The sequence below is a fragment of the Bacillus sp. KICET-3 genome, assembly GCF_033261025.1.
Taxonomy (GTDB): Bacteria; Bacillota; Bacilli; order Bacillales; family Bacillaceae; genus Bacillus; species Bacillus sonorensis.
Genome location: NZ_CP137345.1, coordinates 4,265,909 through 4,291,734 on the forward strand (window position 1 = coordinate 4,265,909; position 25,826 = coordinate 4,291,734).

Below are 25,826 nucleotides of genomic sequence, written 5' to 3' on the forward strand. Positions count from 1 at the left end.
GCTGTCTTTTTTTCATTTATTTAAACATGTAGCCTTGATATTTCGTCAACTGGCAGCTCGCATTGTAGACGATCGCATACCCGATCAGCGCCGACAGGACAGAGCTCCCCCCATAGCTGATAAACAGCAAAGGAACACCTGTAACAGGCATCAATCCGATGTTCATTCCGATGTTCTGGAAGGCGTGAATGACGATTAAAGCCGTATACCCCACGCAGAAATACGAAGCAAACCTGTTGTAGGGATGAATCCTGTCGATTAATACGACAAGCCGGTAAATTAAGAGAAAGAACATGATAACCACAAATGTGCAGCCGATAAAACCAAAGCTCTCCCCGATCACGGAGAAAATAAAGTCTGTTTCGCCCTCAGGGACATACACTTTTAAATGGTTGATGCCGGTTCCGAAAATTTCTCCTGATCCGATCGCCGTCACAGCCTGTTCTGTCTGATATGTATCATTGGCCGACTGCTGGTTTGAATCGACCCACGTCATGACCCGATTGATCTGGTATTGTTTAATATGAAGTACATTTTCGGAAAAATCCGGAAAATTAATAACCAAAAACAATACAAGCAGGACAAGCGATATACCTGAACCGGCAATGATGGAAATCAACTTCCAGTTCACACCTGACAAAAACACCATGACGGCAACAAAAAACATGCAGATCCCCGCCGTCCCGGCATCCTGCATTAAAATTAATCCCACTGGCACAGCAGAGATCCCTGCGATTTTCAGCAATAGATAAACATCCTCGCGCAAGGACCGCGCACCCTTAGGAGTCGCTTTGGAAATCACAGAAGCCAGCATCATGATCAAGCCGATTTTCATGAATTCCGACGGCTGCAAAGTAATTGTTCCAAATTGAAACCAGCTCTTTGCCCCGTTCTTCACCGGCGCGATCGATGCCGGGCTGAATTTTAAAATGATCAGCAATGCGATTCCCATTATGAATACGTATATACTAAGCTTTTCAAGCTGCTCTAAATCAAAATAAAGAAAGCCGACAATAATTGAAATGCCAAGCATATAAAAAATCAATTGTTTTCCGGGATAACCCAATAAAGAAAACGACGGCTGCGCAGCATAGACAGCCACTACACTAATGATTAAAAATGTGCTTAATATAAAAATTAAATCACCCTGGTAAAAGGGACTTGTATTATTTTTTTTCTGATTCATTATACCCCGCCTTACTTCATATCAAAAACAGCCATCTTTCATTATACATGAATCATGTCGAAGAATACATGAAAAGCGGGGTGTTACTCGAAACAATCGCTCCCCTATTTCAATCAAATAACAGCCTGAAAACATCAGACTGTTATTTAAACATATATCTTTGATATTTTGTTAATTGGCAACTCGCATTATAGACAATCGCAAAGCCGGTTAAAGTGGCGATGATAGAGCTTCCCCCGTAGCTGACCAAAAGCAGGGGCACGCCTGTCACCGGCATGATGCCGATGTTCATCCCGATGTTTTGAAATGTATGAATGACAATCAACGCAGTATAGCCGGCGCAGAAAAATGATGCGAACTTGCTAAACGGATGTATTCGGTCAATCAATACGACAAGCCGGTAAATTAAGAAGAAAAACATAATCACGACAAACGTACAGCCGACAAAACCGAAGCTTTCCCCGATGACGGCGAAAATAAAGTCTGTCTGCGCTTCAGGAACGTAGACTTGAAGATTGTCTACACCATTCCCAAATACCTTTCCGGAACCGATCGCCATTTGCGCCTTGTCAACCTGCATTTTATCATCGGCGTTCTGCTCACTCGGATTGACCCAGGTCATGACGCGGTTAATTTGATATTTCTCAATCCCGATGGATTCCGCTACGCTTGGGAAATGAATCATGACATATAAGATTAATGTAACTAAGGCGACGCCTGAACCAAATATAAGCGTGATTAACTTCCAGTTCACCCCCGACAGAAACACCATCACAAGGATGACAAACATAACGATTCCCGCGGTACCCGTATCCTGCTCCAAAATCAATCCGAAAGGAACAACGGCAATCCCGAAGATCTTTAACAGGAACATCATATCCTCTTTTATCGTCCGCTTTCCTTTTGGGCCGTATTTTGACATAAATGATGCCAGATACATGATCAAGCCAATTTTCATAAACTCTGAAGGCTGCAGGGTAAATCCCGGAAGCATGAACCAGCTTTTGGCGCCATTGATCACCGGCGCAAAGCGATAGCCCCCGATATAGGAGGGGCTGAATTTCAACACGATCAGCATGATGATGCCGAGCAGGTAAAAATAAAAGCTGAGCTTTTCAAGCTGTTCCAGGTCAAAGTAGAGAAACACGATGATGATAAAGGCCCCCAGCAAATAATACAGGAACTGTTTCATTGCAAAAGGCTCATTATATTGGTTAAACTGCTGTGCGGCGTAAACCGCTACTATGCTGGTGATAAAAAATACAATAAAAGCAAAAATCAAATCACCTTGGTAAAAGGGATTTGTCATATTCTTTTTTTGATTCATTCAAAATCCCGCCCTTATTTCTGACACGATGAAATGGTATTAGAAAGACATATTGTCTTCCTCACAAATGATATGACGTACAAATGCACAAAATGTTTCGGGTGAATCGCACACAAAACATTCCTTTTTTTATTTTAAAGGATATTTCCAAGTATTGTCGAAGTTGATAAAGTCATTGATTTTTATTCTATTTGTATTAAAATGAGTAATGTTGCATAAAATTAAACTTTTGACAGCTGGCATGCTGTGAAAGTTGGGTGAAATATGCAGTACCACCAAAGCATAAGGAGTTTTGCATGTTGGAAAAAGCACTTCAAAAGCATAAAAAGCTTGATATTATAAAATTTCTGGTTCCTTCACTTATCGGAATTGCCCTGTTTATGATTCCGATTAAAGCCGGGAAGGATTTAACGATTCCGATTGCGGTTTTTTCAAATGGTCTGGAAAAACTGCTTCATGAACATCTGCCGTTCATCATGATGTTGATTGTTTCCGCAACATTTATCTTAACCTTTATCACCAAAACGTTTCATCCAACCATCATCAAAAAAAGCGAGTTTTTCTACAATCTGCTGAATGTGTCTGTATTCTGGTATGTCGTCCGGTTTTTCGGCATGGTATTTGCCGTCCTGACGTATTTCAAGATCGGACCTGAGGCGGTGTACGCAGAATCTACGGGCGGAACGTTATTGTTTAATTTATTGCCGGTTCTTTTTTCGGTTTTCTTGTTTGCCGGACTGTTTCTGCCTTTTCTGCTGAATTTCGGGCTGCTCGAATTATTCGGAGCATTGATGAAAAAACTGATGAGGCCGATCTTTAAGCTTCCCGGACGGTCTTCGATCGACTGTATGGCTTCATGGCTTGGAGACGGTACGATCGGCGTTCTGCTGACGAGCAAACAGTATGAAGACGGCTTTTATACGAAGCGTGAGGCCGCGATTATCGGGACGACTTTTTCCGTCGTCTCCATTACCTTTTGTCTCGTGATTATTTCACAAGTCGATCTTGCCGATATGTTTGTTCCGTTTTACTTAACGATCCTGCTGGCCGGTGTGGTCGCGGCGGTCGTATGTCCGCGGATTCCTCCTTTATCAAGGAAGCCTGATACCTACATTACAGATAAAGCCGATACAGACCAAGAAACAATTCCTGAAGGCTATACTCCTTTTGGATGGGGAATGAAACAGGCTGTTGAAAAAGCAAGACAGAATACGAGCGTAAAAGATTTTCTCAAAGAAGGCTCCAAAAATGTTCTCGACATGTGGATGGGTGTCGCTCCCGTCGTGATGGCGCTCGGGACAGCCGCATTGATCGTGGCTGAGTATACGCCGGTTTTCAAATGGCTCGGCATCCCGTTCATCCCGCTCCTTGAGCTGCTGCAGGTTCCTGAAGCGGCTGAGGCCTCTCAGACGCTCGTTGTCGGCTTTGCCGACATGTTTCTTCCCTCTGTTCTTGGAAGCGGCATTGAGAGCGAGATGACCCGTTTTATCATCGCCTGTTTGTCTGTTACTCAATTAATCTACATGTCTGAAGTCGGCGGCCTCTTGCTCGGATCGAAAATACCGGTGACATTCGTCGACTTGGTCTTGATTTTTATCGTTCGGACATTGATCACACTGCCTGTCATCGTGCTCTGCGCCCACTTTATTTTTTAAAGCAAAAAATCCCTTGGCACCTGATGCCAAGGGATTTTTTTATGTCGTACGGACACGGCCGGCCTGTTCATCTCTTATTCTGCCCATTCTGTTCGCCCATTATGCCTACCGACAACATCAAAAAAATTGATTCAATAGTCGGGGTGGAAATTGCTTTCCAGTATGTATCATTTTTTTCAAGACGTGGTATAATGAATGTAACAAAACGTTCACAAAATATCCTCTAATTAGACACAATTTAAACGTCCAACCAACTTTTTATGACAGCGCTATCATTATTGAAAGGGGCTGAAAACGTATGGATATGTTTTTCGCTTACTTGCTGATTGCAAGCGCCACTCCGTTATTTATATGGCTGGACAACAAAAAGGTTGCACTGTCTTCGATCCCGCCAATCATTTTAATGTGGGTATTTTTCTTCTTCTACATGACAAGCAGTCTTACTCCTACAGGACACTCTCTCATGATCGCACTCTTCATCATCAATGTCATCATTGCCCATATCGCTGCATTTTTGATTTACGGACTTCCATTGATCAAAAAAAGAATGAACCGCTAATGAAACGACAACCTAATGGGGCCGGTCTTAAAACCGCCCCTTTTTGTCGGCTTGGATTCAGTTTTATACGGAAATTCCTTCAGGATGGACAAAAGTTCATTTAGGTAAAATAAATCAGAGAGTAGAATCCATCCTCATCCGGATGTTCGTTTTCAAAAATATATCCCATCGATTGAAAGCATCTTAAGCAAATGTGGTGATCCTCTTCAATTCCGGCAAACCATTTCTTAACTTGACCCATCTCAGGCAAGCGCATCGCCCTTTTCATCATCGCTTTGCCGTATCCCTTTCCTCGCAAAAATGGATCGACCAAAAGAGCAATGTTCCCGGTGCAGTCCTCCTCCACCTCGACCATCACTGCCCCAACTGGTTTTCTTCCTTTTAGCGCCACCCATACCCAGTACTTTTCATTTTCTTGGGCGAATTTGTACCAGTCATCCAGCGGCAGCATGCCTTCAAGACGTCTTTTCACTTCAGCGTCTTTAAACCAGGTTTGCAGCCATTCAAGATCCTCTTTTTGAAAAGAACGAATCTCATCAATGTTATTCATGACTTTCCTCCTTGTTCCTCCGCCAATGTAATTTTCCGTGCTCAAATTTGTTCAAAAAGGCTTTACGCTGATATGTCGTGTAATTGATCTGTTGCATGCATAGGAAGGCAAAAATCAGCATCATTCTTCACATCTCCTATTAAACCATCAAAATGCAGGGTCATACAAATTCGTGAATATGCAATGAATTGAAAGCGGCCAAAGGCGAATCATGAATCGCTAAAACCTGAAAACGCAGATGGACGTCGGGCCCATTCGACTTCAGCCTAAAACACGGACAATGTCAGGCTCTCTTTCTTACCCCGATTTGATAGACACAAAAAAAAGAGTGCGGGTCTAAACAACCCACACTCTTTTGCCAACAGCAAAGCCTCTTCTATAAACAAGAGGGCTTTCGCTTTATTCAATTAATGTCCGCTGTGCTCAGAATGTTTTGCACCTGGAGATCCGCCTTCAGGATTGTCTCCGTGATGGCTATGAGCGGCGAAGATCCAAATAGAACCGATAACAATTGCAATTGCGATAAATGCCGCGAACAATGTATTTCCGACTTGGATACTGCCGCTGTCGCTTTCGGTCATATGCATAAACATCAAGAGCTGCAATCCAGCCTGAATAATAGCAAATCCGAAAATAATCCACAGCTTGGCAGTCATGCTTAAATCGGTATAGATCACCCATAGGGCCAATAAGGTCAGCACAATGGACAACACAAACCCGACAATATGCTTCCAAGGAAAGTGGCTGTGTTCAGCTGATTGTTTTGCCGCCATTATACATTCACCAACCCTATCAAATAGACTCCGGTAAAGATAAAGATCCATACCACGTCTAAAAAGTGCCAATATAAGCTTGAAATAAACAATTTAGCAGAAGTTTGCGGTGTCAACCCGCGCTTTTTCGTCTGCAATAAAATACCGATGATCCAGAAGATACCGATCGACACGTGCGTTCCGTGTGTTCCAAGCAGGACAAAGAACGCCGACCAGAAAGCACTTGTTGATAAAGTGGCACCTTCATGTACATAATGTGTGAACTCCATAATCTCATAGCCTACAAAGCCTGCACCAAGCAGGAGTGTAATGATCATCCAGATCATCACACCTTTTAAGCTTCCCCGCCGCATTTCATGTACGGCGATGCCGCATGTGAAACTGCTCGTTAACAGCAGGAACGTCATGATTAAAACGAGCTTGGCGTCAAACAGCTCTGCAGGCAATACGCCTCCGGCTGTTCTGTTGTGAAGAACAGCATAGGTCGAAAACAGCGTAGAGAATAACGCAATTTCCGCTCCCAGAAAGATCCAAAAGCCGAGGATGTTTAATCTTCCTGTCTCAGACCGGTATTCCATAGGAGCATTAGAATTGCCGTGTTCTGCATGTTCCATCAATCGCGCCTCCTTTACTTGGCATTCTTTCGTTCAGTCTCTTTTATTTCCTCAACACTTACGTAGTAGCCATCATCATATTCAAATGAACGAAGAATCATACAGAGGAATACGCCGATAAGGCCGACGACTCCCATCCAATACCATTCAAAGACGAGTCCGAAGCCCGCAAATCCGAAGAATAGGGACATGATAAACGGACGGCCTGAGTTGCTCGGCATATGAATCTTCTTAAATTTGCTTTCGGGATGAATATCAACCTTGTCTTCTTTCATCTTCCAGAAAGCGTCAGGTGAATTGACTTCCGGAAGAACCGCAAAGTTGTAATGCGGCGGAATTGAAGAAGATGTAGCCCATTCAAGTGTACGGCCTTCTCCCCAGGCATCTCCGCTTTCCTCCCGTTTTGAATGGCGGAAGCTGTAGAAAATGTTATAGCAAAGAACGATGAATCCGGCAGCCATCAGCAATGCGCCAATTGTCGCAATCATGTTCAATGCGGTCCAGCCGTCTTCTGCTCCGTATGTGTAGATACGGCGCGGCATTCCTTGTAATCCCAAGAAATACATCGGGAAGAAACAGATGTTGAATCCGGTCATAAACAGCCAGAAGAACCATTTTCCGATGCGTTCGTTCAGCTTGTGGCCGAACATTTTCGGATACCAGAAGATAAATCCGGCAAAGCAAGCAAACACAGTACCCGCGATCAGCACATAGTGGAAGTGCGATACGAGGAAGTATGTGTTGTGATATTGATAATCCGCCGCAGCCATCGCAAGCATAACGCCTGTAACCCCGCCGATAACAAAGTTAGGAATAAATGCAAGCGACCACAGCATCGGCGTCGTGATTTTGATTCTGCCTCGATGCAGCGTCAGCAGCCAGTTAAATATTTTAACCCCGGTCGGCACGGAAATCGCCATCGTCGTAATTGAGAAGAACGAGTTGACCGACGCGCTGTTCCCCATCGTGAAGAAGTGGTGCAGCCACACGAGAAAGCTCAGCATGGAAATCGCCACGATGGAATAAACCATTGCTTTATAACCGAAAAGCTGTTTTCTCGCAAATGTGGCAATGATTTCTGAAAAAATACCGAAAGCAGGCAAGATAACGATATAAACTTCAGGATGCCCCCAAATCCAGAACAGGTTCGCCCAAAGCATCGGCATACCGCCGTTTTGCAAAGTGAAAAACGCAGTTCCGAACAAGCGGTCAAACGTCATCAGCGCCAAAGCCACTGTAAGAACAGGGAAAGCGAAAATGATAATGACCGAAGTAATCAGCGTTGTCCATGTAAACATCGGCATACGCCAAATCGTCATGCCTTTTGTACGCATTTTTAAGATCGTGACCATAAAGTTAATCCCGGTCAAAAGCGTACCAATCCCGGCGATTTGCAGTCCGAGCAGATAATAGTTCTGACCCGGCCCCGGGCTCATTTCATTGCCGGCAAGCGGCATGTATGCGGTCCATCCCGCATTTGGTGATCCTCCGATAACGAAGGAGATATTGAACAGCATGGCTCCGACCATAAAGGTCCAGAAGCTCAAGTTGTTCAGGTATGGAAAAGCAACATCGCGGGCCCCGATTTGGAGGGGAACCACAACGTTAATTAATCCGATTAAAAACGGCATTGCCATGAAGAAGATCATGATCGTACCGTGAGTGGTGAAAACCTCATTATAGTGGTTAGAATCTAAAAAATGGTTATTAGGAAGCGCGAGCTGGGCACGCATCATTAATCCATCGACCCCACCGCGGAAAAACATAATGACCGCAGCGATAAGATACATAATACCCAATCGTTTATGGTCGACAGTGGTAATCCACTCTTTCCACAGCCATTTCCATTTTTTGAAGTATGTCAAAACAAAGACAATTGCAATTGTGGTAAGCAAAATGGAAATTTGTGCTCCAAGAATCAATGGATCACCTGTGACTATGAATTCGTCCCATTTCAAATTCATGCAAGCTTCCTCCTTTCTTAGTGAGAATCCTGGTCTTTAGAATCGTCAGATTGTTTTTCATTGTTTTCCGTTTTCACATTTGCAAACGGATCTGATTTGGAATGCGGAGACTTCGGCTCATAGCCTAATCTTTCGCGCGCTTTTAGTGCATATTCCGCATCATTGCCATGGTTGACATATTTCAGGTGTGTCGAAGAGAACGTCATTTTGTCCACATTCCGAGGAAGCATCAGTTCGTCGTACTTGCTCTTCGTCAGCTTCGGCGCATCTTTTTGAGTTGTGGACACCCACTTATTAAAGTCGCTTTCAGTCATGGCGTTGACATTGAATTTTTGATCTGCAAATCCTTCACCTGTGAAGTTCGCATTGCGTCCTTGATATGTTCCAACCTTATCTGCCTGCAGATACTGTTCCATATCCATTCCTGCCATCGCATACTTCTGTCCGCCAAGCTGCGGAATCCATAGCGATGCCATTGAATCGGCAGATGTGATTTTAAACTTAATCGGCCGGTCTGTCGGTATGTTTAAGTAGTTGACAGTTTCGATATCCTGCTCAGGATAGCTGAATACCCATTTCCAATCGACAGATGTGGCATAGACAACCAAAGGTTCTTTATCCTTTGATGCTTTAGGAGCCTCTTCCAGAGAGTAAATGGTTCGGACTGTCGGCACAGACAGCGCAATAACAATTAAAATCGGAACCACTGTCCAGACGATTTCCAAAAACGTATTACCTTCCGCTTCAGGACTGTATGGAGACTTTCTGTCTTTTCGGTCGCGGTATTTTACGATCATGACTGTAAACAGGACAAAAACCACTGCAACGATAAACAGCATGAATCCAATGGATAATAGAATAAGATCTCTTTGCTGTGAAGCAACAGGTCCTTTAGGATCTAACACCGCAATTTGACTGCAGCCGCCCATTAAAAAAACAGTCGAAAGCAGCGCAAGCGCCATCAGCGGTTTGAATGCTCTGAACAAGAGGATCACCATCCTTCCTTCATTGATGTATAAATTTGGTCAGAATATCTAAAATACAGATTCTGAAAAACTTTTCTTCTACCTTGCTATGCTATCAAAATCTTCACCAATTAGCCTTATTTTTTTCGAAAGTTCACCTTTTTTTCACCCAAATGTCATAAAATCGTCAAATTTAGTTCATAACATTATGATGATCGAAGGAGGCAATTGGTAATTTATTAGTGCTTTTTACACGCAAAGGAAGTGCGAACAACAGACGATTCCGGACAAAAATTCTGTCAAAATTAGGTTTACCACAATAAAAAACTTTGGTCAATAATTAATTTAACATTGTTAAATTTTTTCAAGGTTAACTTACTTGTTCAGCCTCTTTTTTCACTTTCCCGTTTTGAAAACGGCTTTAAACATTCAATTAAAAAAAGCTTTCCGTGTATGGAAAGCTTTTTTTGGTGCCGGCGGACCATTTCACTTCTTATTGTTGTTATAGCCGTCTGGATGATCTTTGAACCAATTCCATGCGCTCTCTATGATGGTTTCCAAATCAGCGTGCTTCGGCTGCCAGCCAAGCTCCTTCATTGCTTTTTCTGACGAGGCGATCAGTTGGGCCGGATCGCCTGCACGCCGTTCCGCTATGTCTGCCGGAATGGAATGACCTGTTACTTGACGCGCTTTTTCAACGACTTCTTTGACAGAAAAGCCCGTCCCGTTTCCAAGATTGTAAACGGCGCTTTCTCCGCCGTTCCGCAGTCTGTCAACTGCAAGGATATGCGCATTCACCAGGTCCATCACATGTATATAATCTCTGATGCATGTCCCATCCGGAGTCGGATAATCGTCTCCAAATATCATGATCTTATCCCGTTTCCCGAGAGCGACTTGAAGAATGATCGGAATCAGATGGGTTTCCGGCTGATGGTCCTCCCCAATCAGACCTTTGACATGGGCTCCGGCAACATTGAAATAACGAAGTACGATATGGCGGATGCCGTGAGCTTTTTCCGCCCATTTCAGCATTTTTTCAATCGCCAGTTTTGTTTCTCCATAAGGATTCGTCGGATGTGCCGCATCTGTTTCAATAATCGGAACCCGGTCAGGTTCTCCGTAAACGGCTGCAGTCGAAGAAAACACGATCTTTTGAACGTGATATTCTCTCATCACCTTCAATAAGCATACTGCGCCATATACATTGTTATCATAATATTTCAGAGGGTCTGTTACACTCTCCCCCACCAATGAATCAGCGGCAAAATGCATCACCGCTTCAATTGAGTTTTCCTGAAACACTTTTCTCAGAAATGTTTCATCGCGCAAATCTCCTTTATAAAAAGATGCTCCAGAAAGAGCAGCCTCCTCATGGCCTGTTTGCAGATTATCAATAATGACGACCTCTTCACCACGGCTCAACAGCTCTGCCACCGCGTGGCTGCCAATATAGCCTGCACCTCCGCATACTAAAACTGCCAATCCATTTCCTCCCCTTTCACTGACGCCGCAGGCATCAAGCTTTCCATTCAATGTCTTTTCTCCTGATTTTTTCACATAATCGAACGTTGCGATTGCCAGGGATCATAATCATTCATTTAGGCGATTTTATTTTACCATTTTCCAGCTTTTTCAGCTTGGATTGTCAAAATAATTTCAAAAGCTGCAGATTGCTGCAGTCCTTTTCAATCGTTCTGGGTCAAGTTCTTTCTGATTTATGGTTCGGTTTTTTATCGTGAACATTTGGATTCCCTTGAAAAAAACGAGTTGTTTTCGCTTAAATTCTATACTTTTTCTCTGCATTTGAAAAGAATGTTCTTTTTTTCCACTTTGGCAAAGGTTTTGTAGTATTTTTGGATTACCCGCCTTTTAGCCGTTGTTCAGATAAGTAAAAAGCACCCAGCCGTTCCGCTTCGCTTTCTTTATTCTCAATCCTTTATTACACCTGGCTTTGCAGTCTCATCCTTGATATTTTCAGCCCTTATTCCGGCATTTATTTTTTGAATATTCAAAGCATATTCGGCTCCAATTGAGAAAATTTTAATAGGGAAAACTAATCATTTTTATTTGAATACTATCCAGTCAGTAATTGATTGTTTATTATAATAAGTAAGAATCTAAGATTTTTTGGGTTTTTTAGTCAGTTATTTAGGGAATAGGTAGGTTGATTTTTTCTGGAAATGTGAATTTTTTATGAAATTTGTCATTGTTTTCATACAGCTGTTGTTTTATAACTTTAATACATCTCAAGGAAAAAAACGGATTTTTTCCTTGAGATGAACAACGTCTTATCATATTGGAGGAGTCTATGAATACTCAAACGAAACGCAAACTGGACAAAGATTGGGTGACTTTGATGAAGGAGGCGAAAAATCTGGGGTTGCATATTGAAGATGTCAAAAAATTTCTTCGCACTCAGTCCAAAAAGAAAGATACTGACCGACAGCTGAAGCAGTAGACATTTAGAAAGACATTAATCATTTATAAAACAGGCGGTTCTGTTGAATCTTGATTTTTCAAGATGATCCAACCGGCTGTTTTAAAGAGTATTTAATAAATTGATAATGACGTATTTCAGGTGCATGCCTGTGCAGACTCAAACTCAGCCTCACCCTTTCCCAATCAGAATGCGCCTTTTTTGCGATCGAAGTCCCTGCCCCTGCAAGCTTTTATGTTGCACCAATCAGACAGCGTGCTGCCGGATCATTTACCCCTTGAACTGCGGCCGCTCTCGTTTGATCGTTCAATTCCCCCGAAAGGCAGGCGTCATCAAAGCCTCCCCGCCGCATTTTTCGTTTCCCTTTACAGAAGCCCTGCTCAGCACGCCGTCTCAGGCAAGCCTCTGGATATGAAAGTTCTTCCCATCTCAGGTTCAGATGGAAACTGACAATCCATTTGTTTTCCCATAGTAGGAATTAAAAGCTCCTCTAAAATCGTTTTTTTCGATGGCAAAAATCTAAATTATCAATTTTACTGATTTAGATTTCTCATTATAAACTGAAGTAGAAATCAAACATACAGGAGGCATTGTCAATATGGAGATTGCAGCTATCTGCGGAAGTTCCCGTCAAAACGGAACTACAGACATGCTTGTAAACCAAATCATAGAGGGCCTTGATGCGGACAAGATCTTTCTGCGCGACTATCATGTCACTCCTGTACTGGATTGCCGGCACAGTGACAGCTTACCGTCTTATCCTGACGATGATTATCGGGACTTGTTAACCCGGATCTTGAATAAAGACATCGTGATTTTCGCCACCCCTATCTATTGGTACGGCATGTCAGGACTGATGAAACATTTTATTGACCGTTGGTCGCAGACACTGCTTGAAAAAGGCAGAGATGATTTTAAACGACAGATGTCGGGGAAAACAGCATACGTCATCGCTGTCGGTGATGATGAACCGCATCTGAAGGGATTGCCGCTCATTCAGCAGTTTCAATATATCTTTGATTTTATGGAGATGACATTCGGCGGATATCTTATTGGCAAAGGCAATCGTCCCGGAAGCATTGCAAACGATTCGGCGGCGGTTTTTTCCGCGAACGGGCTGAAGCAAAAAGGAAGGGGAAATCATGACAAAAGAAATCGTGAACAATCGATACGCGCTATGGAGAAAACATTTTTTAGAGATCGTCAGGGCTTTCATCTTATATAAATGAAATTTCAAGAATAAAACCGGAGCCTGTTACATACCTTGTTGTATCTTTTGAGACAAATACAAGGAGGGACAAACCAAATGAAAGAAGAAAAAATAGATTACAGCAAGGCTGCAGCATCTCCGGCATTTCAAGAGCTTTTAAAGAGAAAGCGCGCTTTCATCGTGCCGATGACGGTTTTCTTTCTGCTCTTTTACTTTCTTCTGCCGATTTTGACATCGTATTTTACGTTTTTAAATCAGCCTGCCGCCGGCTCTGTTACATGGGCGTGGGTATTCGCGATTGCACAATTCATCATGACGTGGACGCTATGCATTCTTTATACAAGAAAAGCCGAACAGTTCGATAGAATGGCAAATGATTTCAAACATGAAATAGGAGGGGCTGAATCATGAGCGCGACTGCCTTTATTCTGTTTCTTGTCATTGTGGCCCTCACGCTTGTCATCACGTATTTTGCAGCAAGGCAGACTAAAACGGCCAATGAGTTTTATACGGCCGGAGGGGGGCTCACCGGCATTCAAAACGGACTGGCCATTGCGGGAGATTATATGTCAGCCGCATCATTTCTCGGCATTGCAGGCATGATCGCTTTAAACGGTTTTGACGGCTTTTTTTACAGCATCGGTTTTCTGGTGGCATATTTGGTGGTGCTCTATATTGTCGCCGAGCCGCTCAGGAATCTCGGGAAGTTTACAATGGCGGATATGATCGCCTCACGCTTTAAACAAAAGAAAATCCGCGGAGTCGCGGCCTTAAACACAATTGCCATTTCAACATTTTACATGATCGCACAGCTCGTCGGCGCCGGAGCCCTGATCAAGCTACTGCTCGGCATTGACTATACGCTTGCGGTTTGCATTGTCGGCGTTTTGATGACCATCTACGTCGTTTTCGGGGGAATGATCGCAACGAGCTGGGTGCAGATCATTAAAGCGGTCCTTTTAATGGCGGGAACGCTTGTCATTTCAATCATGGTGTTTTCCAAGTTCGGATTCAGCCTCACGAACATGTTCGAACAAATGAAAGCGGCTACTCCCCTTGGTGCGGACTTTTTGAACCCTGGCAATAAATATAAAGTTCCTCTTGAAACTCTTTCTCTGAACCTTGCGCTTGTCCTCGGAACTGCCGGGCTTCCCCACATTCTGATCCGGTTTTATACTGTGAAGGATGCAAAGACGGCAAGAAAATCGGTTGTTTCGGCCACATGGATTATCGGTGTTTTTTATATCATGACGGTCTTTCTCGGTTTTGGCGCCGCCGCGTTTGTCGGCTTTGAAGACATTTTGGCTGCGGATAAGGCGGGGAACATGGCTGCGCCGCTCTTGGCACAGGCACTCGGCGGGGACTTCTTGTTCGCTTTTATTTCGGCCATCGCGTTTGCTACGATTTTAGCAGTTGTCACGGGCCTTGTCCTTTCGGCGGCTTCCGCTTTTGCACACGATATTTACAGTCAAATCATCAGAAAGGGAAACGCAACAGAGAAGGAGCAAATGCTCGCAGCAAGATGGGCTTCGATCGGTGTTTCCGTTCTTTCGATTCTGCTCGCCGTCTTTGCCCAATCGCTGAATGTCGCGTTTCTTGTGTCACTGGCCTTCGCCGTTGCGGCAAGCGCCAATCTGCCGCTGATTATTTTCACTGTTTTTTGGAAGCGTTTTAATGCAGCCGGAGCGCTGGCAGGCAGCTTGACCGGCCTTTTGAGCGCCCTGATTCTCGTTTCGATGAGCCCGAGTGTCTGGGATCCCGCAGGAAACGCCATTTTTATCGGAGAACCGCTGATTCCGTTATCTAATCCGGGAATCATCTCCATTCCGCTCGGCTTTTTAGGAGCTTATCTCGGAACGGTCTTATTCCCAAAAGCTCCTGACCACGAAGCTTTTGCGGAAATTCAGGTAAAGGCGCATACGGGGATCCATATGGACAAATCATAGTCCAAAACTCCGGGTCATTACAGCAAGGCCGGATTTCTACAGAAAAGGCATCCGGCTATTCACGCAAAAATGCCAACCGTTCATTCAACGGCTTTGTATAGCGGTAGATATCTTTGTAAATCGGAAAAATGTCCTGATACCGTTCGCTGAATTCCGGGCGGGGGAGAAATGACTCTTTTACGTGCACGAACTGCTCTGCGCACGCTTCCAGTGCCGGAAACCACCCGCATCCGACCGCAGCCAGCATCGCGGCTCCGAAAGCCGGGCCCTGCCCGCTCTTGAGCCTGATGATCTCCGCGTTAAACATGTCGGCCTGGATTTGCAGCCATTGTTCACTTTTTGCTCCTCCGCCGATTGAAATGACGCGGCTGATCTTTTTTCCCCCGGCCCGGAATTGTTCAATGCTTTCATAGAGGGAAAATGTGATCCCTTCAATCACCGCCCTGATAAAATCAGCCCTCCTGTGTCCGCTGTCCATCCCGATGAAGCTGGCGCGAATATCCGGGTCAGCATGAGGGGTTCTTTCTCCGGAAAGATAGGGCGTAAACAGCAAGCCTCTTGCGCCGGGCCGGGAATTTTCCGCTTCGCAGATTAATGCATCAAATGCTTCATGCTTGGCAAATACATCCTTAAACCAGCTAAAACTGCGGCCCGCTGAAAGCGTCACACCCATCGAATAATAAGCATCATGTGCAGCATGGTTAAAAAAATGGATATTTCCCCGGAATTCTTGATCCGGGTCCTTTTCGTACGTCAATACAACACCTGATGTGCCGATGCTGCACAGGGCGGTGTCATCATGCAAAATGCCGGCGCCGACCGCTCCGCAAGCATTGTCCGCTCCTCCGGCAAACACTTTAACTTCGGGTAAGAGCCCGGTCTCCCCGGCAAATTCGGGAGTGATGCGGCCGACAAAACTGCCCGATTCCACTAATTCAGGACACATTGACTCGGGGATGCCAAACCGGCGGCACATGTCGCTGCTCCATGTTTTATGTTTTACATCAAGCAGCAGAGTGCCCGCTGCATCTGAGTACTCGCTGTGAAGGCGTCCTGTCATGCAGTATCTGACATAATCCTTTGGCAGCAAAAATACGGCGGCCTTGTCGAACAGCTCTTTTTCATGCTCCTTCACCCACAGGAGCTTTGGAAGGGTAAACCCCTCAAGCGCGGGATTTTTGACAAGCTCCAGGAGACGCGCTTCTCCGATTGTTTCGTTAATCAGCCTGCATTGATCTGTCGTCCTTGTGTCATTCCACAATATCGCATTCCGCAGTACAGCCCCTTGGCCGTCTAAAAGCACCAATCCATGCATTTGTCCGGAAAAGCTGATGCCTTTGATTTCTCCCGCTTCTCCGCGATGGTTTTCGACCAGTTCTTTTACGGCTTCCTTCGTTTTTTCCGCCCATTCGCGGGGATCCTGTTCAGAATAACCGGAATGGGGCTCGATGATTGAGAACGGCCTTGAGGCTTCCCCGCATATCTCGCCAAACTGATTGACGAGAATTGCTTTGACTGCGCTAGTGCCGAGGTCGGCACCGATGACATATTCCACTACTGTATCCCCTTTCTTGCCGGCGACTCCCGCAACACATTCAATAAATACCGATTCACGGTCGCTTTAAGGGTTTCCTGCCGGCCGGACAGATTTTCGATGCTGTCGTTTTCGAGGGCATAGGCGGCAAGTTTTTTCAAATCGGTTTTTCCTTCGGCAATGTCCAGGCCGATTCCGGTCGTAAAGCTTTTGTAGCGCTCTTCTATGACGCGTTCAATCGCTTGATCCTCCAAAAGCCGATAGGCGACTTTAAATCCGGCCGCATATGTATCCATTCCCGCAATATGGCCGTGAAATAAATCTTCGTCCGCAAATGAGGCGCGCCTTACTTTCGCATCAAAGTTGATGCCGCCTGTTTTGAAGCCTCCTGCTTTGACAATCTCATACATAGCGAGAACGGCGCCATACAGATCTGTCGGAAACTCATCCGTATCCCAGCCCAAAAGCAGATCCCCCTGATTCGCATCAATCGATCCGAGCATATCATGAAGAGCGGCCACCCTCAGCTCATGCTCAAACGTATGTCCGGCAAGCGTGGCGTGGTTTGCTTCCAGATTTAATTTAAAGTGTTCTTTTAAACCGTACGTATCCAAAAAAGCAATCGATGTCGCCGCATCAAAATCGTACTGGTGCTTTGTCGGCTCTTTTGGCTTCGGTTCAATCAGGAATTGGCCGTCAAACCCGATCTCATCAGCATAATCAACGGCCATTCTGTAGAAAGCCGCCAAATTGCCGAGCTCCAGTTTCATGTTTGTATTCAGCAATGTATCATAACCTTCCCGGCCGCCCCAGAACACGTAATTTTCGGCACCGAGCTCTTTGGCGATTTCCAAACCCTTTTTCACCTTTGCCGCCGCATAGGCATATACATCCGCATTGCACGATGTAGCAGCGCCGTGGACAAAACGGGGATGCGTAAACATGTTCGCTGTATTCCACAGCAATTTAACTCCGCTTGACTCCATCATTTCTTTTAGGAAAGACACCATTTTATCCAAATAAAGAAACGTTTCCCTCAAGGTGTCCCCTTCCTGAACCACATCGACATCATGAAAACAGAAGTATGGAACGCCGAGTTTCTCAAAAAATTCAAATGCCGCTTCAGCGCGGGCTTTTGCTTGATCCAAAGGATGCGTCATCCTGTTCCATGAGCGGTTCATTGTTCCCGCGCCGAACGGATCGCTTCCGTCTCCATCAAAAGTATGCCAATACGAAACGGCAAAACGGAGATGCTCCTTCATCGTTTTGCCGCCGATCCGCTCATCAGGGTTAAAGTATTTAAAAGCAAATGGATGATCCGAGTCTGCGCCTTCATACTTGACTGTTCCCACATTTTTAAAAAACATTTTCAGTCCTCCTTAGAAAAATAATAAGTTTGTTTATCCATTAAACTAACTCCTTTTCATTTATTTTACAGGATGTGTGAAGCGCTTTCAATTGCAAATGTAGAAAAATTTGAGTTTTTAAAATTTGCTATATTATAATAGACTCACATATTCTAACCTTTGCTAAAGCGAGTGATCGTATTGAATACCGCGGATCAAGCCCTTGTAAAAAAAATGAATAAAATCCTGATTCTTGAGCAGATCATTGACAATGCACCCATCTCAAGGGCGAAGCTTTCAGAAATTACGGGGCTCAATAAATCAACCGTTTCTTCCCAAGTGTCTTCCCTGCTTCAAAAGGAAATGATTTATGAAACGGGCCGCGGTGAATCGAGCGGCGGCAGACGGCCTGTCATGCTGAAATTCAACCGAAAAGCCGGCTATGCGATCGGCGCCGACATTGGAACGAACTACATCATCATCGTTTTAACCGATCTGGAAGGCGAGATCATTGAACATTACGAGCGGGAGCTTGATGAGAAGGATATTGAGGCGACAGAGCGTACCCTGTTTGAACTGATCGATCATGCCGTCAAAAAGATGCCTGATTCCCATTATGGCTTGACTGGAATTGGGGTATGTGTGCCCGGCCTGGTCGATAATGACCAGAATGTGGTTTTCACCCCGAATAAACCGATTCACACGCTCCAATTGAAACGTCTTCTTGAGGAAAGATACAATGTCCCGATTTTCATTGAAAATGAAGCAAATGCCGGGGCTATCGGAGAAAGGGAGTACGGTGATGCCGGAGATCTGAAACACGCCATTTTTGTCAGCATCAATACAGGTATCGGTTTAGGTATTTTGATGAACGGCAAACTTTTCAGAGGAGTGCATGGTTTTTCAGGAGAAGCCGGGCACATGTCAATTGATATCAACGGCCCTCTATGCAGATGCGGAAACAAAGGCTGCTGGGAGCTGTATGCGTCAGAAAGAGCCGTCTTTTCTTCATACCTCTCGCATGGAAATGCGCCTTTGCATCAGATCGTCAAGGCGCTGGCCGACAGCCGGGATCAAAAGATGCTGGAAACGTTCGAAACATTTGGCTTTTACATCGGCGTGGGCCTTGTCAATATTATCAAAACATTGAATCCGGAAACGATTATTTTGCGAAATACGATGATTGAATCCTATCCGCTGATCGTCGATGTTATTAAAAAAACCATTTCCTCAAGAAGCAAAAAAGAAGCGCTGACCGATTGCCGTTTAACCGTTTCCTCTCTCGGACGAACCGCCTCATCATTGGGAGCTTCCTATATTGTCATTGAGCGTTTTTTGGAGAGATTTATGAACGAGCAATTTTGACGGTCCCGATCATCTTATTAAACAAAAAGCACAAATCCCACGTTAGGAATTTGCGCTTTTTTTGACGGCGTGAACCTTTGCAAGAAAAGCTCCGGCAGCCTGTTCTGGGTCTGGAGACGTACTGATGGCGCTGATAATGCTGACGCCGTCCGCTCCAGCTTCTATGACAGGAGCGCAGTTTTCCAGCGTGATTCCGCCGATTCCGACAGCTGGAATCTTGATGCCTCTCCTCCGTATCTCTTTCAACAGAGCAACACCTTGGACGGCTTTTGCATCCAGCTTCGTTTCCGTCGGATAAATCGGCCCTGCTCCAATATAATCGGCACCATCCTTTTCCGCTTTCATCACTTCTTCAAGCGTATGAGCGGACACGCCAAGAATCCTGTCTCCGATCCTGGCGCGGACGTTCTCCGCTTTTTCGTCATCCTGGCCGATATGAACACCGTCGGCATCAAGCTCAAGGGCCAGCTCAACATCATCATTGACGATAAAAGGCACTTGGGCTTCCCGGCACAGGGCCTGTACTTTTTTCGCGAAGATGATTTTATCCTCCGCCTTTAGTGCATCATCTCCTTTTTCGCGGAATTGAAAAAGAGACGCACCGCCCTTTAAAGCCGCTTCAATGACAGCCAAAGGGTCGCCGGCCGTATTGTTTGAACCCATGATAAAGTATACGGACAGCAGGTCTTTTAATGTTTGTCTCGAAATCCTAGCCATGCTACTCCACCTCTCTTATGCGACCGCGTGCTTGGATGTCCTCGGCTTTTACAGCGGCCAACTGATTTAAAAATTCTATCTGGAAGCTTCCGGGGCCTTGATGCGCTGTTTTTTCAGCGGCTATTTCCGCCGCGCATCCGTAAAAAACGGCTGCTGATACAGCGGCTTTACAATAGTGTTTCTCAACGGCGCAAAACGCGCCGATCACAGAGGTTAAAAGACAGCCTGTCCCCGTCACCTTGGTCAACAGCTTATGGCCGTTTCCAACGGTATAAAGCTTCCTTCCGTCAGTAATGACGTCTTCAGCACCGGTGATGATGACGGTTGTATCCCAGACGCCGGCCGCTTTTTTTGCCAGAGCCATCCGGTCTCCCTTTTCTTCCCCGGCATCAACCCCTTTGATCACCCAGCTTTCGTCTCCAAGCGTGTTGGCGATTTCGGCTGCATTGCCTCTGACAGCGGAAATTTTCACTTTTCTCATGATGCGCTGAGCGGATGCCGTCCGGAACGGCGTCGCCCCTGCGCCGACAGGGTCAAGAATGACGGGGACGCCGTGTTCATTCGCGGATTTGCCGGCAATGATCATCGACTCAACATCCTCAAGGCTCAGCGTCCCAATGTTCAATACGAGGGCGCCGGCGATTTTTGCCATGTCGGCCGCCTCTTCCCTCGCATAGGCCATGACCGGGGAAGCGCCGAGTGACAATAAGCCGTTTGCAGTGAAGTTCGTGACAACATTATTCGTCATGTTGTGAACGAGCGGGTTTTCTTTTCTGACGTTTTCGATTAATGCCGCAGCATCTTGGCGGTTCATCATGCTTCATTCCTTCCTTCTTCTGAATGAGGACTCCATATATACGATTTCGTGTGGTCGATCCAAGCCCTTGCCGCAAATGAAAGATAACGGTCCTTTCTCCAAATGACGGCGACATGCCAAGGGATGGCCGGCCTGACGACGGAGATGATCTTGACTCGTTCGGGATCAAGGTCCCGGCAGATTCTTTCGGGGAGAAGACCGATGCCGAGATTCGCCGATACCATTTCACTGATAAAATCCCACTGGGATGTTTCATAAATCACGTTCGGCCGAAATCCGGCCTTTAAGCATGCCGTAATGATCCGCTCATGAAGGACAAAGTCTTCACGAAAAAAAATAAACGGCTCTTCACTCAGCTGCTGAAGCTCAATCTCCTCTTCATCGGCAAAACGGTGTGACGGATGAACAAGCAGCATTAAATTCTCTTTTACAATCGTAAAGGAATGAAAAATCTCTTCTTTTGCAGGCAGAACGACGACTCCGATATCAAGCGATCCGTCCTCTACACCCTCCTGCACCTTTACAGATCCGTGTTCAACAAGCTGAAACGTGACATTCGGATATTTGTCCCTAAAGTCACCGATGACCTTCGGAAAAAAGCCTGAACCGATCATCGGCGGCAGGCCGATCCGGACATGCCCTTTTTTCACGTCCATCAAGTCATTCAGCTCTGAAGTCAAATTTTGAAACGATTTGGTGATTTCCTGGGCCTGCACATACATGCTTTGGCCGGCATCAGTCAGTTCAATCTGCCTTCCGCGCCGGTAAAACAGCTCGATTCCCAGCTCTTCTTCAAGGTTCTTGATCATTTTTGAAATCGTCGGCTGTGATATATATAGGGATTGGGCGGCCTTTGTAAAGCTTTTCAAACGGGCTACCTCTAAAAAGTAGGTTAAATGACGTATGTCCATTTGTTTGACATCCTTTCAGAGCTTGGTGCAAGATTTTCGCTTTACATCATATTTTAAACCAATTTTCATATTTTCTCACACCCCAATCGCTTTGCCGGCCAATATAAAAAGCGCTGGCGGCTTGCTGCCGACAGCGCTTATTTTCGGGCGATCGCCTCGTCTTGCTCCTTCAAGGAATTCACATTTGAACGCGTGTCCTCGATGTTTTTATACACAGCCTCTTTGTACTGATTGACCATATCGCGGATGGTTTCCTCCCGTTCAAGCCACTTTTTTGTAAAATCAAGCTTGTTTTGTCCAAGCGATCCAGCTGACGGGCCATTTAGGGAAAGCGAGTCAAGCGCGCTTTTCACTTGATCCAGCTGTTTCATGACGACTTTATGGTTCAATTTGATCGTTTTGCTCATTTCAACCACCCTTTTAACCCGTTGATTGTACTATGCAGAGCGTCGATTGCCTCTTCCCCCTTTTCCAGGAGAAAGTCCGCCCGGTCCGCAGACCAGCTTGCAGCTTCGACTGCTCCTTTTTCAGCGTCTAAAGCAAATATTTTCAAATCGATTTTATGAATATACCTCTCATAATCATCGTTAAATATTCTATACATTGCGGTGTGCGCTTCATCACGTGCTTCATCAAAGTCGGCTGCCCGGCTTCCGGTCCACGCTTCTCCAAGACCAGGACGCAAAATCTGTCTGATTTCTTCGATGCCCAAGCTTTGTTCTCTTTCAACATCGCGTTTCGCCCGCTCCAGTCTCGCAATTTGTTCTTCCAGCTCCGCCGCCTTGTGGGAGAGAACCCCGTGTATTTTCTCCAGCGTGCCTGAGTAGTCCATTTATGTCACCTCTGAACTGCATTATGGTTCGGATTTTTCTTCATGCAATCATACTTCAGTTTTGTTTTTCATAGATTCACATCTTTTACTAGACTTGCGCACATTTCCAATATTTATAGTTTAAGTCGAAAAGCATGGATGTTGAATAGGCTTTAAATACTGTTTTTGGGGAATTGTACACAGGAAAGGAGCCAAAGGAATCGGTTTTTCAAGGACATCTGACCTTTCTTTTTGAATCAATCCAATTCCGCTTCCCATCAGGGCAAGGCCAAAGACATGGGGGTGGAAAGGTGTAATTGTCACAGAAAACAGGCAATCTATTCCGTCCTCCATTTTACATTTTTAGTCAATTAACTGTTTCTTTCGCCCTGATTTCAGCGATTTTTGTATAGACAAAATGAATAGACATTATTCTGTATATGTATTTTACCTATATCTAAAACTCATGTACACTTTTGTTTAGAAAGGGGGATAATGACATGAAAACATTCATTAAAGGAATCAGTCAGGTCGCTCTTTTATTTTTATTTGCGCGTTTGATGAATCTGATTGTTGAGGTTCTTCATATAAAAATACCGGGAAGCATTCTTGGGATAATCGTGATTTTTGCTTTACTGTATTTCAAGGTCATTAAACTCGAATGGATTGAGCTCGGCGCATTATGGCTTCTTGCAGAGCTCCTGTTGTTCTTTGTCCCTTCTGCGGTCGGGATTATGAACTATGGAGAGATTCTCAAAAATTTTGGACCAAGCATTTTACTCGTCGTTCTGATCAGCACGTTTGTCGTCATGGTATCGACAGGCATGCTGACGCAAATCATCGCCAAAAGAAAGGAAAGGAAAAACACATGTTCATCGGATGCATAAGTCTGATCGCAACCGTCTTGATTTATATGGGGGCCAAAGCGGTATACACCCGCCATCCAAAGGTGTATGTTTCGCCTCTGTTGATCACACCGCTGATCTTGGTCGGGCTGCTGCTCTTGATCAACGTGCCTTTTGAAGCCTACAATGCCGGAGGGCGCCTGTTAACTGACATGCTTCAGCCGGCGACCGTGGCGTTTGCGATTCCGCTCTATAAATACTTCCCGATTTTAAAAAAATACGCCGTTGAAATTATCATCAATGTGGCGGTCGGCAGCTGCATCGCCATTCTGTCAACGGCGTTTATCGCAAAGCTGTTTAAGCTTAATGCAGATCTGATTGAGAGCCTCATTCCACGTTCAGTCACAACGCCAATTGCGATGAGCGTCTCTGAAATGATCGGCGGAATGCCGGCGGTTACCGCCGTTTTCGTCATCTTGACCGCTTTGTTCGGCTCTGTTATCGGGCCGATGGTCATCCGCTATTTTCGAATCGATAATGAAATTGCGAGAGGCGTTCTGCTCGGAACAAGCGCACACGGCGCCGGTACGTCAAAAGCGTTTGAGCTCAGCTCTGTATCCGGAACCATTTCAAGCGTTTCGATGATCTTGGCTGCGATTATTACGCTTTGCGCTGCGCCATTTCTCATTTCTCTTATTACGGTATAACAAAAAGACCTCCGAATATTCGGGGGTCTCTTTGATTTGCCGGGCGGCTTGCATCGCAGCGGTCCGTTTTGCTGCTAAAACTTCAGCCCTTTAGATTCTCAACGGCCGTATCAAACTCGTCTTCAATCTCTGCAGGCGGTTTTTTTGTCAGGAGGCTGACGACAATGATGACAGCCGTACAGACAATGAAGCCGGGAATAATTTCATAGACCGGGCGAAAAGCCTCCACCTGTTCCCAAGCGATGACTGTCAGCGCACCCGCGAGCATGCCCGAAAGCGCACCCCACTTCGTCATTCGCTTCCAATACAGACTTAATAGGACGACCGGGCCAAATGCGGCTCCAAAACCGGCCCATGCGTAGCCGACAAGATTCAGAATCGTTTCATTCGGATGAAGCGCCATGATCAGTGCGATCAGTGAAATGGCGAGAACCGCCAGTCTTCCGACAAGCACCAGCTCCCGGTCAGATGCATCTTTTCGTATGAACGCTTTATAGAAGTCTTCCGTCAGAGCGCTTGACGTGACAAGGAGCTGTGAAGAAATCGTACTCATGACAGCAGCCAAAATGGCGGCCAGCAAAAACCCTGTGATCACGGACGGAAACAGGAGGTCAGAAAGAACGATAAATACCGTTTCCGCATTTTTCAAAGGCAAATGGTTCACGCTGACATACGCGATTCCGACAAGCCCGGTAAGCATCGCTCCGCAAATAGAAAAAATCATCCAGCCCATGCCGATCCTGCGGGCACTCTTCATTTCCTTCACACTGGAAATCGCCATAAATCTGACGATAATATGAGGCTGCCCAAAATAACCGAGCCCCCATGCCAACAGCGAAATGATGCCGATCACAGTCGTTCCTTTAAACGGCTGCAGAAGCTCCGGATCGACTGAACGGATTTCAGAAAAGGCAGGGCCGACTCCCCCCAGCTGGATAAACACAACGAGCGGCATCACGATGAGGGCGATAAACATAATCGTTCCTTGCACAAAGTCTGTCCAGCTAACCGCCAAAAAGCCGCCAAACAGCGTGTACAAAATAACAACTCCGGCTGTCAGCCAGATGCCGATTCGATAATCGAGATGAAAGGCGGTTTTGAAAAGCTCTCCTCCCGCCACCATCCCCGAGGATGTATAAAATGTAAAAAAGATTAAAATAACAAGAGCTGATGTCATTCTTAAGACTCTCGACCCGTCCTTAAAACGGTTTTCAAAATAATCGGGAATGGTGATGCTGTTGCCGGCCGCTTCCGTATATGTCCTCAGCCTCGGGGCGACATACACCCAGTTCAAATAGGCTCCGATTGTAAGGCCGATGACGATCCAGCCGCTGCTCAGCCCGTTTAGGAACATGGCGCCGGGAAGCCCCATCAACAGCCAGCCGCTCATATCCGAAGCACCCGCGCTTAAAGCGGTGACAGCCGGCCCAAGGTTCCTTCCCCCAAGCATATAATCGGTTAAGTTGGACGTTCGGCGGTAAGCAAAGTATCCAATCAAAAGCATTCCAGCCATATAAATTCCAATCGATAACAAAACTCCGTAATCCATAGCTTCCCCCTATACAATTTTTCACGTAATATCAA

The 25,826-nt window shown here is 45.5% G+C and carries 25 protein-coding genes; 9 read left to right on the plus strand and 16 right to left on the minus strand.

From position 1 onward, the window contains the following. Positions 1-16: 16 nt before the first annotated feature. Both R5H20_RS21805 and R5H20_RS21810 read right to left on the minus strand, forming a co-directional pair. Positions 17-1,186 carry an FtsW/RodA/SpoVE family cell cycle protein gene (locus R5H20_RS21805; RefSeq protein WP_006639508.1) on the minus strand — a complete coding sequence of 390 codons (1,170 nt, stop codon included), beginning with the start codon at positions 1,184-1,186 and terminating at the stop codon, positions 17-19. Positions 1,187-1,328: 142 nt separating this feature from the next. Continuing rightward, complete coding sequence (locus R5H20_RS21810) at positions 1,329-2,513, minus strand: FtsW/RodA/SpoVE family cell cycle protein (protein ID WP_006639509.1); 1,185 nt, start codon at positions 2,511-2,513, stop codon at positions 1,329-1,331. A gap of 299 nt (positions 2,514-2,812) precedes the next feature. Here R5H20_RS21810 and R5H20_RS21815 point away from each other — a divergent pair, with 299 nt between their 5' ends. Further along, a complete protein-coding gene (locus R5H20_RS21815) occupies positions 2,813-4,168 on the plus strand; it encodes a YjiH family protein (RefSeq protein ID WP_006639510.1) in 1,356 nt (451 codons plus the stop codon). Positions 4,169-4,466: 298 nt separating this feature from the next. Then, positions 4,467-4,727, plus strand: a complete 261-nt coding sequence (locus R5H20_RS21820) for a spore morphogenesis/germination protein YwcE (protein WP_006639511.1) — start codon at positions 4,467-4,469, stop codon at positions 4,725-4,727. 100 nt (positions 4,728-4,827) lie between these two features. Here the strand turns inward: R5H20_RS21820 and R5H20_RS21825 are convergent, their stop codons facing one another. From R5H20_RS21825 to galE, 6 genes are all read right to left on the minus strand, one after another. Further along, positions 4,828-5,277, minus strand: coding sequence for a GNAT family N-acetyltransferase (locus R5H20_RS21825; RefSeq protein ID WP_006639512.1), 450 nt, complete (start codon positions 5,275-5,277; stop codon positions 4,828-4,830). A 407-nt stretch (positions 5,278-5,684) separates the two neighbouring features. Continuing rightward, positions 5,685-6,050: a cytochrome aa3 quinol oxidase subunit IV gene (gene qoxD, locus R5H20_RS21830; protein WP_006639513.1), complete on the minus strand. Its 366-nt coding sequence runs from the start codon at positions 6,048-6,050 to the stop codon at positions 5,685-5,687. Then, a complete protein-coding gene (gene qoxC, locus R5H20_RS21835) occupies positions 6,050-6,664 on the minus strand; it encodes a cytochrome aa3 quinol oxidase subunit III (protein WP_006639514.1) in 615 nt (204 codons plus the stop codon). The genes qoxD and qoxC overlap by 1 nt, the downstream gene beginning before the upstream one ends. A gap of 14 nt (positions 6,665-6,678) precedes the next feature. Next, a complete protein-coding gene (qoxB, locus tag R5H20_RS21840; protein ID WP_317907704.1) occupies positions 6,679-8,628 on the minus strand; it encodes a cytochrome aa3 quinol oxidase subunit I in 1,950 nt (649 codons plus the stop codon). A gap of 17 nt (positions 8,629-8,645) precedes the next feature. After that, positions 8,646-9,623, minus strand: a complete 978-nt coding sequence (gene qoxA / locus R5H20_RS21845) for a cytochrome aa3 quinol oxidase subunit II (RefSeq protein ID WP_087962542.1) — start codon at positions 9,621-9,623, stop codon at positions 8,646-8,648. Between the two features lie 456 nt (positions 9,624-10,079). Beyond that, positions 10,080-11,078, minus strand: a complete 999-nt coding sequence (gene galE, locus R5H20_RS21850) for a UDP-glucose 4-epimerase GalE (protein ID WP_006639517.1) — start codon at positions 11,076-11,078, stop codon at positions 10,080-10,082. Between the two features lie 826 nt (positions 11,079-11,904). Between galE and R5H20_RS21855 the strand changes: the two genes are divergently transcribed. From R5H20_RS21855 to R5H20_RS21870, 4 genes are all read left to right on the plus strand, one after another. Then, positions 11,905-12,054: an anti-repressor SinI family protein gene (locus tag R5H20_RS21855; protein WP_006639518.1), complete on the plus strand. Its 150-nt coding sequence runs from the start codon at positions 11,905-11,907 to the stop codon at positions 12,052-12,054. A 577-nt stretch (positions 12,055-12,631) separates the two neighbouring features. After that, a complete protein-coding gene (locus R5H20_RS21860) occupies positions 12,632-13,258 on the plus strand; it encodes a flavodoxin family protein (RefSeq protein ID WP_006639519.1) in 627 nt (208 codons plus the stop codon). 81 nt (positions 13,259-13,339) lie between these two features. Continuing rightward, entirely contained in the window at positions 13,340-13,654 is a 315-nt protein-coding gene (locus R5H20_RS21865; RefSeq protein ID WP_006639520.1) for a DUF485 domain-containing protein, read from the plus strand. Then, entirely contained in the window at positions 13,651-15,189 is a 1,539-nt protein-coding gene (locus tag R5H20_RS21870; protein WP_006639521.1) for a solute symporter family protein, read from the plus strand. Before R5H20_RS21865 ends, R5H20_RS21870 begins: the two co-directional genes overlap by 4 nt. A 55-nt stretch (positions 15,190-15,244) precedes the next feature. Here R5H20_RS21870 and xylB read toward each other — a convergent pair whose 3' ends face one another. Both xylB and xylA read right to left on the minus strand, forming a co-directional pair. Next, positions 15,245-16,744, minus strand: a complete 1,500-nt coding sequence (gene xylB / locus R5H20_RS21875; protein WP_006639522.1) for a xylulokinase — start codon at positions 16,742-16,744, stop codon at positions 15,245-15,247. Next, positions 16,744-18,090 (minus strand): xylose isomerase, encoded by a 1,347-nt coding sequence (xylA, locus tag R5H20_RS21880; RefSeq protein ID WP_006639523.1) that lies wholly within the window; start codon positions 18,088-18,090, stop codon positions 16,744-16,746. The genes xylB and xylA overlap by 1 nt, the downstream gene beginning before the upstream one ends. A gap of 180 nt (positions 18,091-18,270) precedes the next feature. Here xylA and R5H20_RS21885 point away from each other — a divergent pair, with 180 nt between their 5' ends. Beyond that, entirely contained in the window at positions 18,271-19,434 is a 1,164-nt protein-coding gene (locus R5H20_RS21885) for an ROK family transcriptional regulator (protein WP_006639524.1), read from the plus strand. A gap of 42 nt (positions 19,435-19,476) precedes the next feature. Here R5H20_RS21885 and thiE read toward each other — a convergent pair whose 3' ends face one another. The 5 genes from thiE to R5H20_RS21910 form a co-directional block, all read right to left on the minus strand. Beyond that, entirely contained in the window at positions 19,477-20,151 is a 675-nt protein-coding gene (gene thiE / locus R5H20_RS21890; RefSeq protein WP_006639525.1) for a thiamine phosphate synthase, read from the minus strand. 1 nt (position 20,152) lies between these two features. Further along, positions 20,153-20,965, minus strand: a complete 813-nt coding sequence (gene thiM, locus R5H20_RS21895) for a hydroxyethylthiazole kinase (RefSeq protein WP_006639526.1) — start codon at positions 20,963-20,965, stop codon at positions 20,153-20,155. Then, positions 20,965-21,879, minus strand: a complete 915-nt coding sequence (cidR, locus tag R5H20_RS21900) for a cidABC operon transcriptional activator CidR (protein ID WP_006639527.1) — start codon at positions 21,877-21,879, stop codon at positions 20,965-20,967. Before cidR ends, thiM begins: the two co-directional genes overlap by 1 nt. Positions 21,880-22,016: 137 nt before the next feature. Then, positions 22,017-22,286, minus strand: a complete 270-nt coding sequence (locus R5H20_RS21905) for a YwqI/YxiC family protein (protein ID WP_006639528.1) — start codon at positions 22,284-22,286, stop codon at positions 22,017-22,019. Further along, positions 22,283-22,711: a DUF5082 family protein gene (locus R5H20_RS21910; protein ID WP_006639529.1), complete on the minus strand. Its 429-nt coding sequence runs from the start codon at positions 22,709-22,711 to the stop codon at positions 22,283-22,285. The genes R5H20_RS21905 and R5H20_RS21910 overlap by 4 nt, the downstream gene beginning before the upstream one ends. Before the next feature lie 479 nt (positions 22,712-23,190). On the opposite strand from R5H20_RS21910, the gene R5H20_RS21915 reads away from it, so the two are divergent. Together R5H20_RS21915 and R5H20_RS21920 are read left to right on the plus strand one after the other, a co-directional pair. Then, positions 23,191-23,577, plus strand: a complete 387-nt coding sequence (locus tag R5H20_RS21915; RefSeq protein WP_006639530.1) for a CidA/LrgA family holin-like protein — start codon at positions 23,191-23,193, stop codon at positions 23,575-23,577. Further along, the gene (locus R5H20_RS21920) at positions 23,559-24,242 is read left to right on the plus strand and encodes a CidB/LrgB family autolysis modulator (RefSeq protein WP_006639531.1); all 684 of its coding nucleotides are present in this window, start codon (positions 23,559-23,561) and stop codon (positions 24,240-24,242) included. Before R5H20_RS21915 ends, R5H20_RS21920 begins: the two co-directional genes overlap by 19 nt. 82 nt (positions 24,243-24,324) lie before the next feature. Here the strand turns inward: R5H20_RS21920 and putP are convergent, their stop codons facing one another. Then, positions 24,325-25,791, minus strand: coding sequence for a sodium/proline symporter PutP (putP, locus tag R5H20_RS21925; protein ID WP_006639532.1), 1,467 nt, complete (start codon positions 25,789-25,791; stop codon positions 24,325-24,327). Positions 25,792-25,826 lie beyond the last annotated feature (35 nt).